The sequence below is a fragment of the Phreatobacter sp. genome, assembly GCF_030691135.1.
Taxonomy (GTDB): Bacteria; Pseudomonadota; Alphaproteobacteria; order Rhizobiales; family Phreatobacteraceae; genus Phreatobacter.
This window is the reverse complement of sequence record NZ_JAUYFA010000037.1, coordinates 68592-81644: the sequence shown is the minus strand read 5'-3', so window position 1 is coordinate 81644 and position 13053 is coordinate 68592. Positions and strand designations below refer to the sequence as shown.

Below are 13053 nucleotides of genomic sequence, written 5' to 3'. Positions count from 1 at the left end.
GAAGTCGCAGAAACGGCGAGCAAGGGACATGGCTCCGAGCGATGCCGCCATGCCCTTCACAGGGCAACCCCGATGTTGCCCTGACAATGCCCCACGGCGGTTGGGTGCGGCGGCTTACTCGCAGACGCGGACGGTGCGGCGCTCCATGCCGTAGGGACCCTCGACCCAGCGGCGCATCGTGTAGCACTCGCGGGCCTCATAGGCCCGGGCGCGGCTGGAGGCGACGGCGCTGCCGACGATGAGGCCGAAAGCCAGGGCGCCGATGCCAAGGGCGGCGTTGCGCGAGCGGGCCTCGGCCGGCGGCGCCATGGCGAGCGACAGGGTGGCGGCGGCGACGGCGGCGAGAGCGAAGGTCTTGAAGCGGGTCATGGCGGTGGTCCCTCAGGTTTGGCAGGGGCGTCTGCTGCCCCGATGTCCAGACCCTAACCCCGCCCCACCGCCCGGACTGTTCCCGCCGGAACAGGGGCGCGATTTTCTGTCAAAGGCCTCCGGACCCGCGCGCCAGTATGGCAGGCGGCAGGCGGCTCCAGCGGCACCTCCACCCGATCAGCCGGAGGATATCGACATCACGCGGCTGTCTGCGCCGACGCGATCGCCGGCATGGATCGCGGATGGCCAGCCCGAGGCAGGTCATCGGCAAGGCGCCCGATGACGGTGGTCCCGCGTTTCAGGAGCGACCACCGTCCACTGACAGGATCTGGCCGCTGATCCAGCCGGCCTGATCGCTGACCAGGAACAGCACGGCATGGGCAATATCCGCGGCCGTGCCGAGGCGACGGACATGGATGGATTCCACCAGCCGTTTCTGGCCGTCGGGGCCATAGGCGTTCCATTGCCGTTCCGTCGCCGGATTGGAGAGCACGAAGCCCGGCGCGACCGCATTGCAGGTGATGCCGGATGGCCCGAGGTCCTGGCTGAGCTGCTTGGTCAGGCCGACCAGCGCATGTTTCGCCGCCGTATAGGCCTGGATGCCGGTCAGGCTTGGACGCAGGCCCGCACCCGATGCGATGTTGACGATGCGACCATGGCCAGCCTTCCCCATCGGCCCGCTGACGGCCTGCGCCAGCCAGAAGGCACCGTCGACATTGGCCTCGAACAGCACCCGCCACTCGTCCTCTGACACCGCGGCGATCGGGCGGCCGACCTGTCCGCGCACGCCGCCAGCGGCATTGACGAGGATATCGATGCGCCCCTGGGCGGCAACCACGTCCGTCACTGCCATATGGGCCGCGGCACGGTCGGATACGTCGATCGTGCGCGCGGCAAAGCCCTCGGCCGCGGCGAAGCTGCCGAGCCCATCGCCGTCGAGATCGGCGACCACGACGGTGGCTCCCGACGCGCGCAGTGCCAGGGCGATGGCCTTGCCGATGCCCTGTGCGGCCCCGGTAACGAGGGCGACGCGGCCGGTCAGGTCGATGTGCATGTGTCGATCAGGTCCTGGAAGGTCGCCATGTCCATAGGGCGGACACCGTCCTCGATGGCGTGGATGAGTTCCACCAGCTTGGCAATGGCCGGCGTCTCGACGCCAGCTTCCGCGCCGAGCCTGGCGATCACCCCGATCTGCGGATCCACTTCGGTGCGGCGCTTGCGCACTGCCAGGTCCCGCCAGATGCCGGAATGGGTCTTGGCGGTATGCCGGTTGAATTCGGCAAGCGCCGCGATGGAGGCCCTTGCCCCCTCGGCCGAGGCTCCCGGAGCGAAAGCCGCGGGATCGAAGCCGTTGAAGCCGATGGGCACCACGCCACGCGCTTTCGCAACCGCCATGACCTCGCGGCCGAGGCGTTCGAAGACGGTGGTCCGGCGCGGATCGGCGAAGTTCTCCGTCATCGAATCGTTGGTCAGGGCGGTGGCGAAGAGCATCGCGCCATAGGCGAGCTTGCCCCACAGATAGCCCCAGACATTATCGGTCAGCACCGCACCCGGCTCGAAGAGGGCGAGCTTGGCATGCATCGCCCGCGTCCGCTCGCGCACCGTGCCGTCGATCTCGCCGACAACCACCGCGGCGCGGTTGCCGAAGAGGATCTCGCCGGGACCATGCCAGTCGGCGCCGAAATTGACGAAGCAGCCCATGGTGCGATCGGCGCCCACCGCAGCGGCGATGGCGAGTTCATTGAGACCGTTCTGGGCGGAGAGCACGTAGCCGTCGGCGGCGAGATGAGGCGAAAGCTGGTGCAGGGCCGTCTCCGTCGCCTGCGCCTTCACGGCCAGAACGACGATGTCATAGGTGCCTGTGACCTCGTCCGGCGTCAGCGCCGGCACCACCTGAGTGAAGTCCTCGATGGGGCCGGAAACATGCAGGCCGCGGGTGCGGCAGGCCTCGACATGCTCGGCGACCTGATCGACCAGCACCACCGGCAGACCGGCACGCGCCCAATAGGCGCCGAGCGTCCCGCCGATCGCGCCGGCACCCCAGATCAGGATGGGTCTCTCGGCCATCGGCCTGTCCTTCATGCGAGGGACGGCGGCGACCCGGGGGCCGCCGCCGCATGGCGTCATCGCGCCGGGCGGATGTCCATGGCGAGCGTGTCCTCGTCGACCCGCGGCGACAGCGTCAGCCTGGCCTTGTTCATGGCCCAGGCCGAGGAGACGGCGACGATCGGCAACCGCTGCTTGTCGGCAGAAACCAGCGCATTGGCATCTTCCAGGAGCTTGCGCCGCTTCGCCTCGTCCATCTCGATGGCCGCGTCCTGCAGCAGCTTGTCCATCTGGGGATTGGCATAGCCGAGGACGTTGAAGGCACCCATGCGGCGTTCGCGATCGTTCGAATGGACGAGGGAGGACAGGGTGTAATGCGCCTCGCCGGTCAGCGTGCCCCAGCCGGACATCGACATGGAATGTTCGCCACGGGTCCGCGCCGGGAAGAAGACCGCCGCCGGCATGCCGTTCGGCTGGGCTTCGATGCCGATGGCCGCGAGCATCTGGGCGATCGCCGTACCGACATCGCGGTCACCCGGAAGGCGGTCGTTGGTGAAGGCGAAGGGGATGCGGAAGCCGTTGGGAAAGCCGGCCGCCGTCAGCAGGCGCCTGGCCTCGGCCGGATCATGGCGCAAGGCCGGAAGGGCGGCGTTGAACCCGAAAATGGTCGGCGTCACCATCTGGTTGACCGGCTTGCCCAGCCCTTCCATGGCAACCTCGGCGAGCGCCGTGCGGTCGATCGCCAGATCGATGGCCTGGCGAACCCTCAGGTCGCGGAAGGGATTGGCCGCCAGTGCGGAGCCGTCCTTGGCAGTGATGCCGTTTGCCCGCTCACGCATGTCCAGCTCGACGTTGAAGACATAGACCGTGTCGACGGTCTGAACCGTCAGGCGGTTGTCACGGCGCAGGGTGGCAACGTCGGAGGCCGGGACACGGGTGATGAGATCGAGCTGGCCGGCACGCAACTGCGCGACGCGCGCCGCATCATTCGGAATCTCGCGGCGGACATGGCGCTCCCACGGCTCCTTGGGGCCCCAGTAGCCGTCGAACCGGGCGAGCACGAGCTCGCCGCGCGGCTGCCAGGAGACGTAGCGATAAGGACCTGTACCGATGGCCGCCCGGCCGGAATTGAAGGCCTCGTTCGCGGTCTCGCGCGTCAGACCTGCCGCCGCCTTGGACGAGACGATGAAGAGCCGGATGAAGTCGTTCGGCAGGTTCGGCGCCGGCCCGTCGGTGACGACGTGGATCGTGTGGGAATCGATGATGCGCGTCTCCTTGACGCGCCGGACATAGATGGTCGTCGGATTGGGGCCGGAGACCACCGGAATCCGCTCGATGGAGAACTTCACGTCTTCGGCGGTGAAATCCGACCCGTCGTGAAACTTGACGCCGCGGCGCAGCTTGAATTCCCAGGTGGTGGCGTCGACGACGCGCCAGCTCTCGGCCAGGCGCGGTTCCAGTTCCAGCCCACGGCCGGACCAGACCAGCGTGTCGAAGACATGTTTCAGGGCTTCCGCATGGGTGCCGGTCGCCGTGAAATGCGGATCGATCGAATCGGGGCCGCCGCGCACACCGATGGTGAGGATCTGGGCATGGGCGGACGGCGCCGTGCCGGGCAGCATGGTGGCGACGCCCAGCAGGCCGAGCATCAGGGAACGTCTGAGAATACGCATGGGAACCTCCTGGTCGGGATACCGGATCCGGTGGCGGGCACCACCCGTCACCGCCCATTCAAATGGCGTGCACACCTCCTAGTCAATCCCTTGTGGAACCATTTCCGGCCGATATAATCAGGCTTCGGATCAAGGAAGTTCTCTTTGGAACCATCTATTGCCTCCCCGCGCGTTGCCGAGCCGGAAGTCGCGAGCCCCCAGCGGCGTCTCGACGCCTTCACCCATGCGCGCCTGTGGAAGAATCCCTGCGGTTTCGCGGCGCGGTTCAACTACCTGGCTCTTCGCTACAACCAGCCGCTCTATGGCTGGGTCGAGGAGCGCTTCGGCCTGTCGCGGCCGGAATTCGTCATCCTTTACAGCCTCGGCATCACGGACGGCGTCACCGCCTCGGAGATCGCCTCCTCCACCGCCTTCCCGAAAAACACGCTGAGCCGCGCCGTCGGCGTTCTCGCCAAGCGCGGCGTGGTCCGGCGCGGGGCCGACGCCACCGATCGCCGGGCCCAGCCGCTGCATCTCACGCCGGCCGGCCAGGACCTCCTGGCCGAGGCCATGCCGCGTTTCGTCGCGCTCGAGGAGGAGATGCTCGAGCCGCTCTCGCTGATCGAGCGCGAGCAACTGTCCATGCTGATGGCGAAGGTCGTGCTCGGCATGTTCCATGCGGGCGACAAGGGGGAGTGAGGACGCCATGCGGATCGCCGAGACGAACTGGATGCAGGTGGAGGCGCAGGCGCAACGCGACCTGCGCGCGGTGCTGCCGGTCGGGTCGACCGAGCAGCACGCCGGCCTGAGCCTCTGCGTCGATTCGATCCTGGCGGAACGCGTCGCGCTGGAGGCTGCCGCACCGCTCGCCATCCCGGTCTTTCCGGTGGTGAACTACGGCTTCACGCCGAGCTTCGTCGACTATCCGGGGACCGTGACGCTGCGCCTGTCGACGCTCTGCGCCATTCTCGTCGACGTGCTCGACGGAATGGTGCGGTCCGGCTTCCGCCACATCACCCTCGTCAACGGGCACGGCGGCAACTCGCCCGCCCACGGGGCCATCCTCGAATGGCTCGACCGCAACCGCGGCTGCCAGGTGAAATGGCACAATTGGTGGAACGCGCCGAAGACCTTCGCCAAAGTGCAAGCGATCGATCCCGTCGCTTCCCACGCCTCCTGGATGGAGAATTTCCCCTGGACGCGGCTTCCGGACGTCGCGGCGCCGTCCCATCAGAAGCCGATGCTCGACCTCGGGCGGTTCCAGCAGCTCGATCCCGGCGCCAAGAAGGCCATGCTCGGCGACGGCAATTACGGCGGCCTCTATCAGCGGTCCGACGCGGAGATGCTGGCCATCTGGGACATTGCAGTGGACGAAACGCGCGCCGTCATCGCCGAAGGCTGGGCCTGATCCATGCTCGGCTTCATCATCCAGCGCCTGCTGCAGGCCGTCGTCGTGATGATGATCATCTCGGTGCTGGTCTTCTGCGGCGTCTATGCGGTGGGCAACCCGATTGACGTCCTGATCTCACCCGATGCCACCCAGCAGATCCGCGAGGAGGCGATCCGCACCTACGGTCTCGACCAGCCGCTGTGGAAACAATATCTCGACTTCGTCGGCCGGCTCGTCCAGGGCGACTTCGGCAGGTCCTTCGTCTTCGGGTCGCCGGTCCTGCCGCTGATCCTGTCGCGGCTCCCGGCGACGCTGGAGTTGACCCTCGTGGCCGTCGTCGGTGCGACGCTCGTCGGCGTGCCGCTCGGCATGTATGCCGGCTACAAGCCTGACAGCCTGGCTGCCCGCGCCATCATGGGCATCTCCATCCTCGGCTTCTCGGTGCCGACCTTCTGGATCGGCCTCGTCCTGATCTTCATTTTCGCGGTGCAGTTCGGCATCCTGCCCGCCGGCAGCCGCGGCGAGACGCGGGAACTCTTCGGCATCTCGTGGAGCGTCTTGACCGCCAATGGCTGGCAGCATTTGTTCCTTCCGGCGCTCAATCTGGCCCTGTTCAAGTTCGCCATGATGGTGCGGCTCGCCCGCGCCGGCACCCGCGAGATCATGCTGACCGATACCGTCAAATTCGCGCGCGCTGCCGGGGAGAGCGAGGCGACGATCCTGCGCCGCCATGTCCTGCGCCTGATCGCCATTCCAATCGTCACGGTCTTCGGGCTGGAATTCGGCTCCACGCTCGCCTTCGCCGTGGTCACGGAGACGATCTTCTCCTGGCCGGGGGTCGGAAAACTCATCATCGATTCCATCAACACGCTCGACCGGCCGGTCATGGTCGCCTACCTCATGCTGGTCGCCTTCTTCTTCATCCTCGTCAACCTCACCATCGACATCGTCTATGTGGCGCTCGACCCGCGCCTCCGGCTGCGAGCCGCGTCATGATCGCGGGCCCCGTCGCACAATTCTGGAGCGAGTTTCGCGTCAACCGCGTTGCGGTGGTCGCGCTCGCCATCGTCGCCACCATCGTCGTGCTGTCGCTGGTGGCGCCGTGGATCACCCCGCAGAACCCCTATGACATGGCCGGCCTGCGCCTGGCCGACGCCCGTCGGCCGCCCGGCTTCGTCAGCCCCCGCACGGGCATCACCCACTGGCTCGGCACCGACGGCCAGGGGCGTGATGTCCTTTCGGCGATCCTCTACGGGCTGCGCGTCTCCATCGAGATCGGTCTGTCGGCCGGGATCATCGCCTTCTCGCTGGGCGTCACGCTAGGCACTTTCGCCGCCTATCTCGGCGGCCGCATCGAGGCGCTCATCATGCGCTTCATCGACCTGCAACTGTCCTTTCCCGCCATCCTTCTCGCCCTGGTCCTCGCCGCCGTGCTCGGCCAGGGCAAGTGGCAGCTCGTGGCCGCGCTGGTGACGGCCCAATATGCCTATTTCGCGCGGACCGCCCATGGCGCCGCCGCGACCGAGCGCTCGAAGGACTATGTCGAGGCGGCCCTGTCCACGCCGCTCAAGCCGCACGTCGTCGTGCTCCGGCATATCCTGCCGAACTGCATGCCGCCGCTGATCGTCGTCGCCACGGTTCAGGTGGCCAATTCGATCGCCCTGGAAGCCACGCTCTCCTTCCTCGGTCTCGGCCTGCCCGTCAGCGAGCCGTCGCTCGGCATGCTGATAGCCAATGGCTTCCAGTACCTTTTGTCGGGACGCTACTGGATCTCGATCTATCCCGGCATCGCCCTGATCGTGCTCATCGCCTCCATCAATCTCGTCGGCGACCAGGTGCGTGACCAGCTCAACCCGCGGCTCCGGCGATGAGCGGGCCGCTACTCGTCGTCGAGGGCCTGACCACCGAGTTTCCGACGCGGGCCGGCATCGTGCGGGCGGTGCGCGAGGTCAGCTTCCATGTCGAGGCCGGCGAAATCCTCGGCCTCGTCGGCGAATCCGGCTCGGGCAAGAGCGTCACGGGTTTTTCGATCCTCGGCCTGATCGACCCGCCCGGGCGGATCACCGGCGGCTCGGTCAGGCTGGCGGGATGCGAGCTGGTCGGCCTGCCCGCCCGCGACCTGCGCGCCATGCGCGGCCGGGAGATCGCCATGGTCTTCCAGGACCCGGCGGCGACGCTCAACCCCGTCCTGCGCATCGGCGACCAGATGGCCCTCGCCATCCACGCCCACGAGACTGTCAGCGCCGCGGCGGCACGGGCCCGCGTGGCGGAGGTTCTGACCCTGGTCGGCATCCCCGATGCCGCGCGCCGGCTCGACGCCTATCCCCATCAGTTCTCCGGCGGCATGCGCCAGCGCGTCGCCATTGCGACGGCCCTGCTCAACCGGCCGAAGCTGATCATCTGCGACGAGCCGACGACCGCTCTCGACGTCTCCGTCCAGGCACAGATTCTCACGGAAATGCGGGCTCTGGCACGCGATACCGGGACGGCGCTGATCTGGATCAGCCATGACCTTGCGACGGTCTCATCCCTCGCTTCCCGCATCATCGTCATGTATGCGGGCCGGGTGATCGAGGAAGGACCGATCCGCCAGGTGCTGTCGGCGCCGGGTCACCCCTATGCGCGGGGATTGCTCGACTCGCTCCCGGCCAAGGCCGTTGCCGGCAAGGACCTGATGCAGATCCCCGGCGCGCCCCCCTCGATGCTGGCGCTGCCGCCGGGCTGTGCTTTCGCGCCGCGTTGCCTGCGGGCAGACGGGGCCTGCGACGCCGAGCCGGCGCCGACGGTCGCGGGCGATCGCCGCTGGCGATGCCATCATCCGCATGCGGAGCCGACCTCATGAGCCCCGCGATTGTCGAGGTCCGCAACGTCTCCCGCCGCTTCGCGCCGACCCCCTCCATCGGCGAGCGGATCGCCGGGCTTTTCGGGGCCTATGTCGAGAACCGCACGGTCCACGCGGTCGACCGTGTCAGCCTCGACATCGCCCCCGGCGAGGTCCTCGGCCTTGTCGGCGAATCCGGCTGTGGCAAGTCGACCCTCGGCCGCGTCATTGCGGGAATCCACCCGCCGAGCGACGGCGAGGCCTTCATCCACGGCGAGCCGGTGATGGGGGGCTCACGCCGCCGGGTGAAGACGACGACGCGCGTGCAGATGATCTTCCAGGATCCGTTCGGCTCGCTCGACCCGCGCTTTCGCATCGGAGCGACGATCGCCGAGGGGCCCATCGCCCACGGCCTGATCCGACGCGCCGAGGCCCGCGCCGAGGTCGCCCGCTGGCTCTCGGCGGTCGGCCTGCCGGCCGATGCCGCGGACCGCTTTCCGCATCAGTTCTCCGGCGGCCAGCGCCAGCGGATCGCCATCGCGCGGGCCCTCGCCATGCAGCCCGACATTCTCGTCTGCGACGAGCCCGTCGCCTCGCTCGACGTGTCCATCCAGGCCCAGATCATCAACCTGTTCCTGAAGCTGCGGCGCGAACTGAACCTCACCATGCTGTTCATCAGCCATGACCTCGGGGTGATCCGGCACATCTGCGACCGGGTGGCGATCATGTATCTCGGGCGCATCGTCGAGCTCGGCCGGACGGAGGACATCTACACCCGCCCCGCCCATCACTATACCCGCGCCCTGCTCGACAGCGTGCCCAAGCTCGTGACGACGGGCGACGACCTCGTCAGCTTCCGGCCGATCAGCGGCGAACTGCCCTCGCCGCTCGCGCCGCCGCCCGGCTGCCACTTTCACCTGCGATGCCCTGCCGCTGACGCGCGATGCCGCAGCGAGGCCCCCGATCTCCGCGACCTCGCCGATGGACGGCGCGCGGCCTGCCACCACCCGCTGATCGACGACAGGACGTGACCCATGGAACCGTGGCAATGGGACGAGGCGGAATGGCGCGGTCGCGTCGAACATGTGCGCGCCGGACGGTCGCTGAAGCCTGCCAGCTGGCCCGGCGGCGCCCGCTGCGCGGTCGCACTCTCTTTCGATTCCGACCACGAGACCAACGAACTGCGTGACGGCGGCAACTCCATCGGGCGGATGTCCTGGGGGCAGTATGGTGCGCGCCGGGGCATCCCCCGCATCCTCTCCGTGCTCGGTCGCGAATCGGTGCCCGCCACCTTCTTCGTGCCGGCGGTCGCGGCCCTGCTTCATCCCGACGAACAGCGCCGGGTCATTGCCGAGGGTCACGAGATCGGTCTCCACGGATGGATCCACGAGCTCAACTCCGTCCTGCCGGAGGCGGTCGAGCGCGACCTGCATTTTCGCGCCGCGGACCAGCTCGAGAAAATCACCGGCATCCGTGCCGTCGGGATGCGGACGCCGTCCTGGGACTTTTCACCCTCGACCCTGAAGATCCAGCGCGAACTCGGCCTGATCTACGATTCCTCGCTGATGGCCGACGACGATCCCTATGAACTGGTCGAGGACGGCGTGCCCACGGGCATCGTCGAACTGCCTGTCGAGTGGATCCGGGACGACGCCCCCTATTTCAACATGGACCGGTTCAAAGGCCTGCGGCCGCATACGCCGCCGCCCGCTGTTCTCGACATCTTCATCCGTGAATTCGACCGCGCGCATGAGGAAGGCGGCCTGTTTCTCCTCACCATGCATCCCCACGTCATCGGCTACCGATCCCGCATCTTCATCGTCGAGGAACTGATCCGGCACATGAAGGCCCGCGGCGGCTGCTGGTTCGCCACCCACGCTGCTGTCGCGCGCCATTGCGCTACAGGGCCCACAGCCGGTCGCTGAGGCACGCGGCCGATCCCTGAACTGAACCGCACTGGGTTTGCCGGAGGGCTCAACTCCTGAGAAGGATGAGCCATCATGAGCAAGACGACGAACAAGTTTTCACCTGAGGTGCGCGAGCGAGCGGTTCGGCTGGTGCTGGACCAGGAGGGCGAGCATTCCTCGCGCTGGGTTGCCTGCGCCTCGATTGCCGCAAAGATCGGCTGCTCGACCCACACACTGCTGGAATGGGTCAAGCGGGCGGAGGTTGATGGCGGGAAGCGCGCTGGCGTTCCCTCTGATGTCACGGAGAAGCTGAAGGCGCTGGAGCGCGAGGTCCACGAGCTGCGCCAGGCGAACGAGATCCTGCGCAAGGCGAGCGCGTATTTCGCCCAGGCGCAACGTTGGCTGGCGGGTCAGCCGTACGCAGACGGCGGGTGTCGTGCTCGACGCGCTGGAGCAGGCCCTGCATGCCCGCAAGCCGGACAGATGGATAGAGGCCACCTTCATCGCCGTGGTGCTTCGGCTCGCTCACTTTCTCAACAAAGCGGTCACTCAATTTATGAAGCGCTCGACTCTTACGCCTCCTCCAACCTGTCCTAATCGCTGCCCTAACGGCTGCCCCAATTGGCAGTCGCGATTGGTGGACTTCGACAGGATCAGGCTGAGAGAGTCGTTTCGGTAGGTCTATGGGGAATAGGCCGAATTTCGATCTGGATGATCGACCTGGACATTACTAGATCGGCTAATCTGGCGGGCTTCGGGACCGCCAGACCTCCCATTCGGCTTTTGCAGCGACGGAGCGGCTTCGCGCCGCCCCGTCCCGGGTCGTCACTCCGCAGCTTCGGCCAGCGCGGGATAGTCGGTATAGCCCTTCGCGTCGCCGCCATAGAGCGTCGTCTTGTCGAGTTCGTTCAGCGGTGCGTCGAGGCGCAGACGCTCCACCAGGTCCGGATTGGCGATGAAGGCCTTTCCGAAGGCGACGAGGTCGGCCCGCCCGTCACGGACGGCGTCGATGGCCATGTCGCGCGTATAGCCGTTGTTGGCGATATAGGCGCCCGAGAAGGACTTGCGCAGCGCCACCCAGTCGAAGGGCACGTTGTCGCGCGGACCGCCCGTCGCACCCTCCACGACATGAATGAAGGCGATGCCGCGCTTCGAGAGCTCCGCCACGAAGAGGCCGAAGACCTCGGCCGGATCGGAGGTGACGGTGTCGTTGGCCGGGCTGACCGGCGACAGCCGGATGCCGAGGCGGGTCTTCGGGAAGACCTTGAGGATGGCGTCGACCACTTCGAGGCCGAACCGCACCCGGTTCTCCGCCGAACCGCCATAGGCGTCCTGGCGCTGGTTGGCGCCGTCCTTCAGGAACTGGTCGATGAGATAGCCGTTGGCGCCGTGGATCTCGACGCCGTCGAACCCGGCCTTGCGCGCATTGACGGCGGCATCGGCATACTCGGCGACGACGCCGGGGATCTCCGCGAGCGCCAGGGCGCGCGGGGCCGAGACGTCGGCGAACCCGCCCGCGATATAGGTCTTCGACTTGGCCGCAACGGCGGAGGGCGCCACGGGCGCGCCGCCGTTGAGCAGCGATTCGTGCGAGACGCGGCCGACATGCCAGATCTGGGCGAACATGCGCCCGCCGGCGGCGTGGACTGCGTCGGTGACGGTCTTCCAGCCGGCGACCTGCGCATCGCTGTAGAGGCCGGGGGTCTGCAGATAGCCCTGGCCCTGCGGCGAGACCTGGGTGCCCTCGGAGATGATCAGGCCGGCCGTGGCGCGCTGCCGGTAATAGGTCGCGGTCATCGCATTGGCCGCGTCGGTTCCCGGCGTGGCGCGGTTGCGGGTCAGCGGCGCCATGACGATGCGGTTGGGAAGCGTCAGGTCGCCGAGGGTGAAGGGCTGGAACAACGGACCGGAATCCTGGCTCATGGTCATCTCCTGCTGAAAGGGGCGGCTCTGGCATCCGCGGGAAAGGGGTCTGAGCGACTTGGGGGCTCTGCCGCACTGCAGCAAGGCGGGCCGCCCGGCCCGGAGATCACTTCGGGGTGTCTTCACCCCGACAGGGCACGGGCCGCCTCGATGGCAAGCGGCGCGAAGCGCTTGCGGAAATCCTCTGCGGACCAGTCGGCCAGCGATCCCGCAATGTGGATGGCGCCGACGGGCATGTTACGCTCCTTGATCACCGCGGCGGCGACGACGATCTCGCCCAGCAGGCTTTCCTCCAGCACATAGGCATAGCCGTCCCGCCTGGCTTCCTCGACGCGCTGGCGGATCAGCGCGGGATCGACGAGGGTCTTCGGTGTCAGTGGCGCAAGCTTCGACCGCCGGACGATGTCATCGGCATGGCGGTCGTCGAGGCAGGCCAGCATCGCCCGGCCGCCGGCGGTGGCGAAGGTCGGCATGCGGCGGCCCGACAGGGTCGCGTAGAAGGTCTCCCGTTTGCTCTGCAGGCGGATCGCGTAGAGGATCGTCACATCGTCGAAGAGGCTCAGGTCGACGCGCTCGCCACAGGTCTTGCGCAACTCGGTGAGGATCGGCGTCGCCCGTTCGATCAGGGGATTCGACCGGAGATAATCGAAGGACCGGTCGAGGATGCGCCGGCCCGGAATGACACCCGTCCCGGTCGGCGAGCGCTCAAGATACCCGAGGACGAGCAGCGTCTGGACGACACGCTGGGCGGCGCTTTTGGAAATCTTGGCACCCTTGGCGACCTCCGCCAGCGACAGCGGGCGCGGGCTGCGCGCAAAGGCCTCCAGCACATAGAATGATCGCGCCGCGGATTTGAGGAACAGGCGCTCGTCGACCTCGATGATCGGTTCGCGCTCTGGCGCCTGATAGCGGCGCTCGAAACCCTGCTGCGTCGACACGATACGG

The 13053-nt window shown here is 67.5% G+C and carries 13 protein-coding genes and 1 pseudogene; 8 read left to right on the top strand and 6 right to left on the bottom strand.

Going from position 1 to position 13053, the window contains the following annotated elements:
• Positions 1–114: 114 nt before the first annotated feature.
• The 4 genes from Q8O26_RS06115 to Q8O26_RS06100 form a co-directional block, all read right to left on the bottom strand.
• A complete protein-coding gene (locus Q8O26_RS06115; RefSeq protein ID WP_305574510.1) occupies positions 115–369 on the bottom strand; it encodes a hypothetical protein in 255 nt (84 codons plus the stop codon).
• 298 nt (positions 370–667) lie between these two features.
• Positions 668–1423 (bottom strand): SDR family NAD(P)-dependent oxidoreductase, encoded by a 756-nt coding sequence (locus Q8O26_RS06110; protein WP_305574508.1) that lies wholly within the window; start codon positions 1421–1423, stop codon positions 668–670.
• Complete coding sequence (locus tag Q8O26_RS06105; RefSeq protein ID WP_305574506.1) at positions 1408–2436, bottom strand: ketopantoate reductase family protein; 1029 nt, start codon at positions 2434–2436, stop codon at positions 1408–1410. The genes Q8O26_RS06110 and Q8O26_RS06105 overlap by 16 nt, the downstream gene beginning before the upstream one ends.
• Positions 2437–2492: 56 nt before the next feature.
• Positions 2493–4088: an ABC transporter substrate-binding protein gene (locus Q8O26_RS06100; RefSeq protein ID WP_305574504.1), complete on the bottom strand. Its 1596-nt coding sequence runs from the start codon at positions 4086–4088 to the stop codon at positions 2493–2495.
• Positions 4089–4232: 144 nt separating this feature from the next.
• On the opposite strand from Q8O26_RS06100, the gene Q8O26_RS06095 reads away from it, so the two are divergent.
• The 8 genes and pseudogenes from Q8O26_RS06095 to Q8O26_RS06060 form a co-directional block, all read left to right on the top strand.
• Positions 4233–4766, top strand: coding sequence for a MarR family winged helix-turn-helix transcriptional regulator (locus Q8O26_RS06095; RefSeq protein ID WP_305574502.1), 534 nt, complete (start codon positions 4233–4235; stop codon positions 4764–4766).
• Between the two features lie 7 nt (positions 4767–4773).
• Positions 4774–5475, top strand: a complete 702-nt coding sequence (locus Q8O26_RS06090; RefSeq protein ID WP_305574500.1) for a creatininase family protein — start codon at positions 4774–4776, stop codon at positions 5473–5475.
• A 3-nt stretch (positions 5476–5478) separates the two neighbouring features.
• A complete protein-coding gene (locus Q8O26_RS06085; RefSeq protein WP_305574499.1) occupies positions 5479–6453 on the top strand; it encodes an ABC transporter permease in 975 nt (324 codons plus the stop codon).
• Complete coding sequence (locus Q8O26_RS06080) at positions 6450–7328, top strand: ABC transporter permease (protein WP_305574497.1); 879 nt, start codon at positions 6450–6452, stop codon at positions 7326–7328. Before Q8O26_RS06085 ends, Q8O26_RS06080 begins: the two co-directional genes overlap by 4 nt.
• Entirely contained in the window at positions 7325–8299 is a 975-nt protein-coding gene (locus tag Q8O26_RS06075) for an ABC transporter ATP-binding protein (protein ID WP_305574495.1), read from the top strand. Before Q8O26_RS06080 ends, Q8O26_RS06075 begins: the two co-directional genes overlap by 4 nt.
• Positions 8296–9309, top strand: coding sequence for an ABC transporter ATP-binding protein (locus tag Q8O26_RS06070; RefSeq protein WP_305574493.1), 1014 nt, complete (start codon positions 8296–8298; stop codon positions 9307–9309). Before Q8O26_RS06075 ends, Q8O26_RS06070 begins: the two co-directional genes overlap by 4 nt.
• A gap of 3 nt (positions 9310–9312) precedes the next feature.
• Entirely contained in the window at positions 9313–10203 is an 891-nt protein-coding gene (locus Q8O26_RS06065; protein ID WP_305574491.1) for a polysaccharide deacetylase, read from the top strand.
• A gap of 75 nt (positions 10204–10278) precedes the next feature.
• Positions 10279–10569 (top strand): annotated as a pseudogene (locus Q8O26_RS06060) (transposase); the annotation flags it as partial.
• A gap of 441 nt (positions 10570–11010) precedes the next feature.
• Here Q8O26_RS06060 and Q8O26_RS06055 read toward each other — a convergent pair.
• Together Q8O26_RS06055 and Q8O26_RS06050 are read right to left on the bottom strand one after the other, a co-directional pair.
• Positions 11011–12108, bottom strand: coding sequence for an alkene reductase (locus Q8O26_RS06055; protein ID WP_305574489.1), 1098 nt, complete (start codon positions 12106–12108; stop codon positions 11011–11013).
• A 122-nt stretch (positions 12109–12230) separates the two neighbouring features.
• A complete protein-coding gene (locus Q8O26_RS06050; protein ID WP_305574487.1) occupies positions 12231–13046 on the bottom strand; it encodes an IclR family transcriptional regulator in 816 nt (271 codons plus the stop codon).
• Positions 13047–13053: the final 7 nt, after the last annotated feature.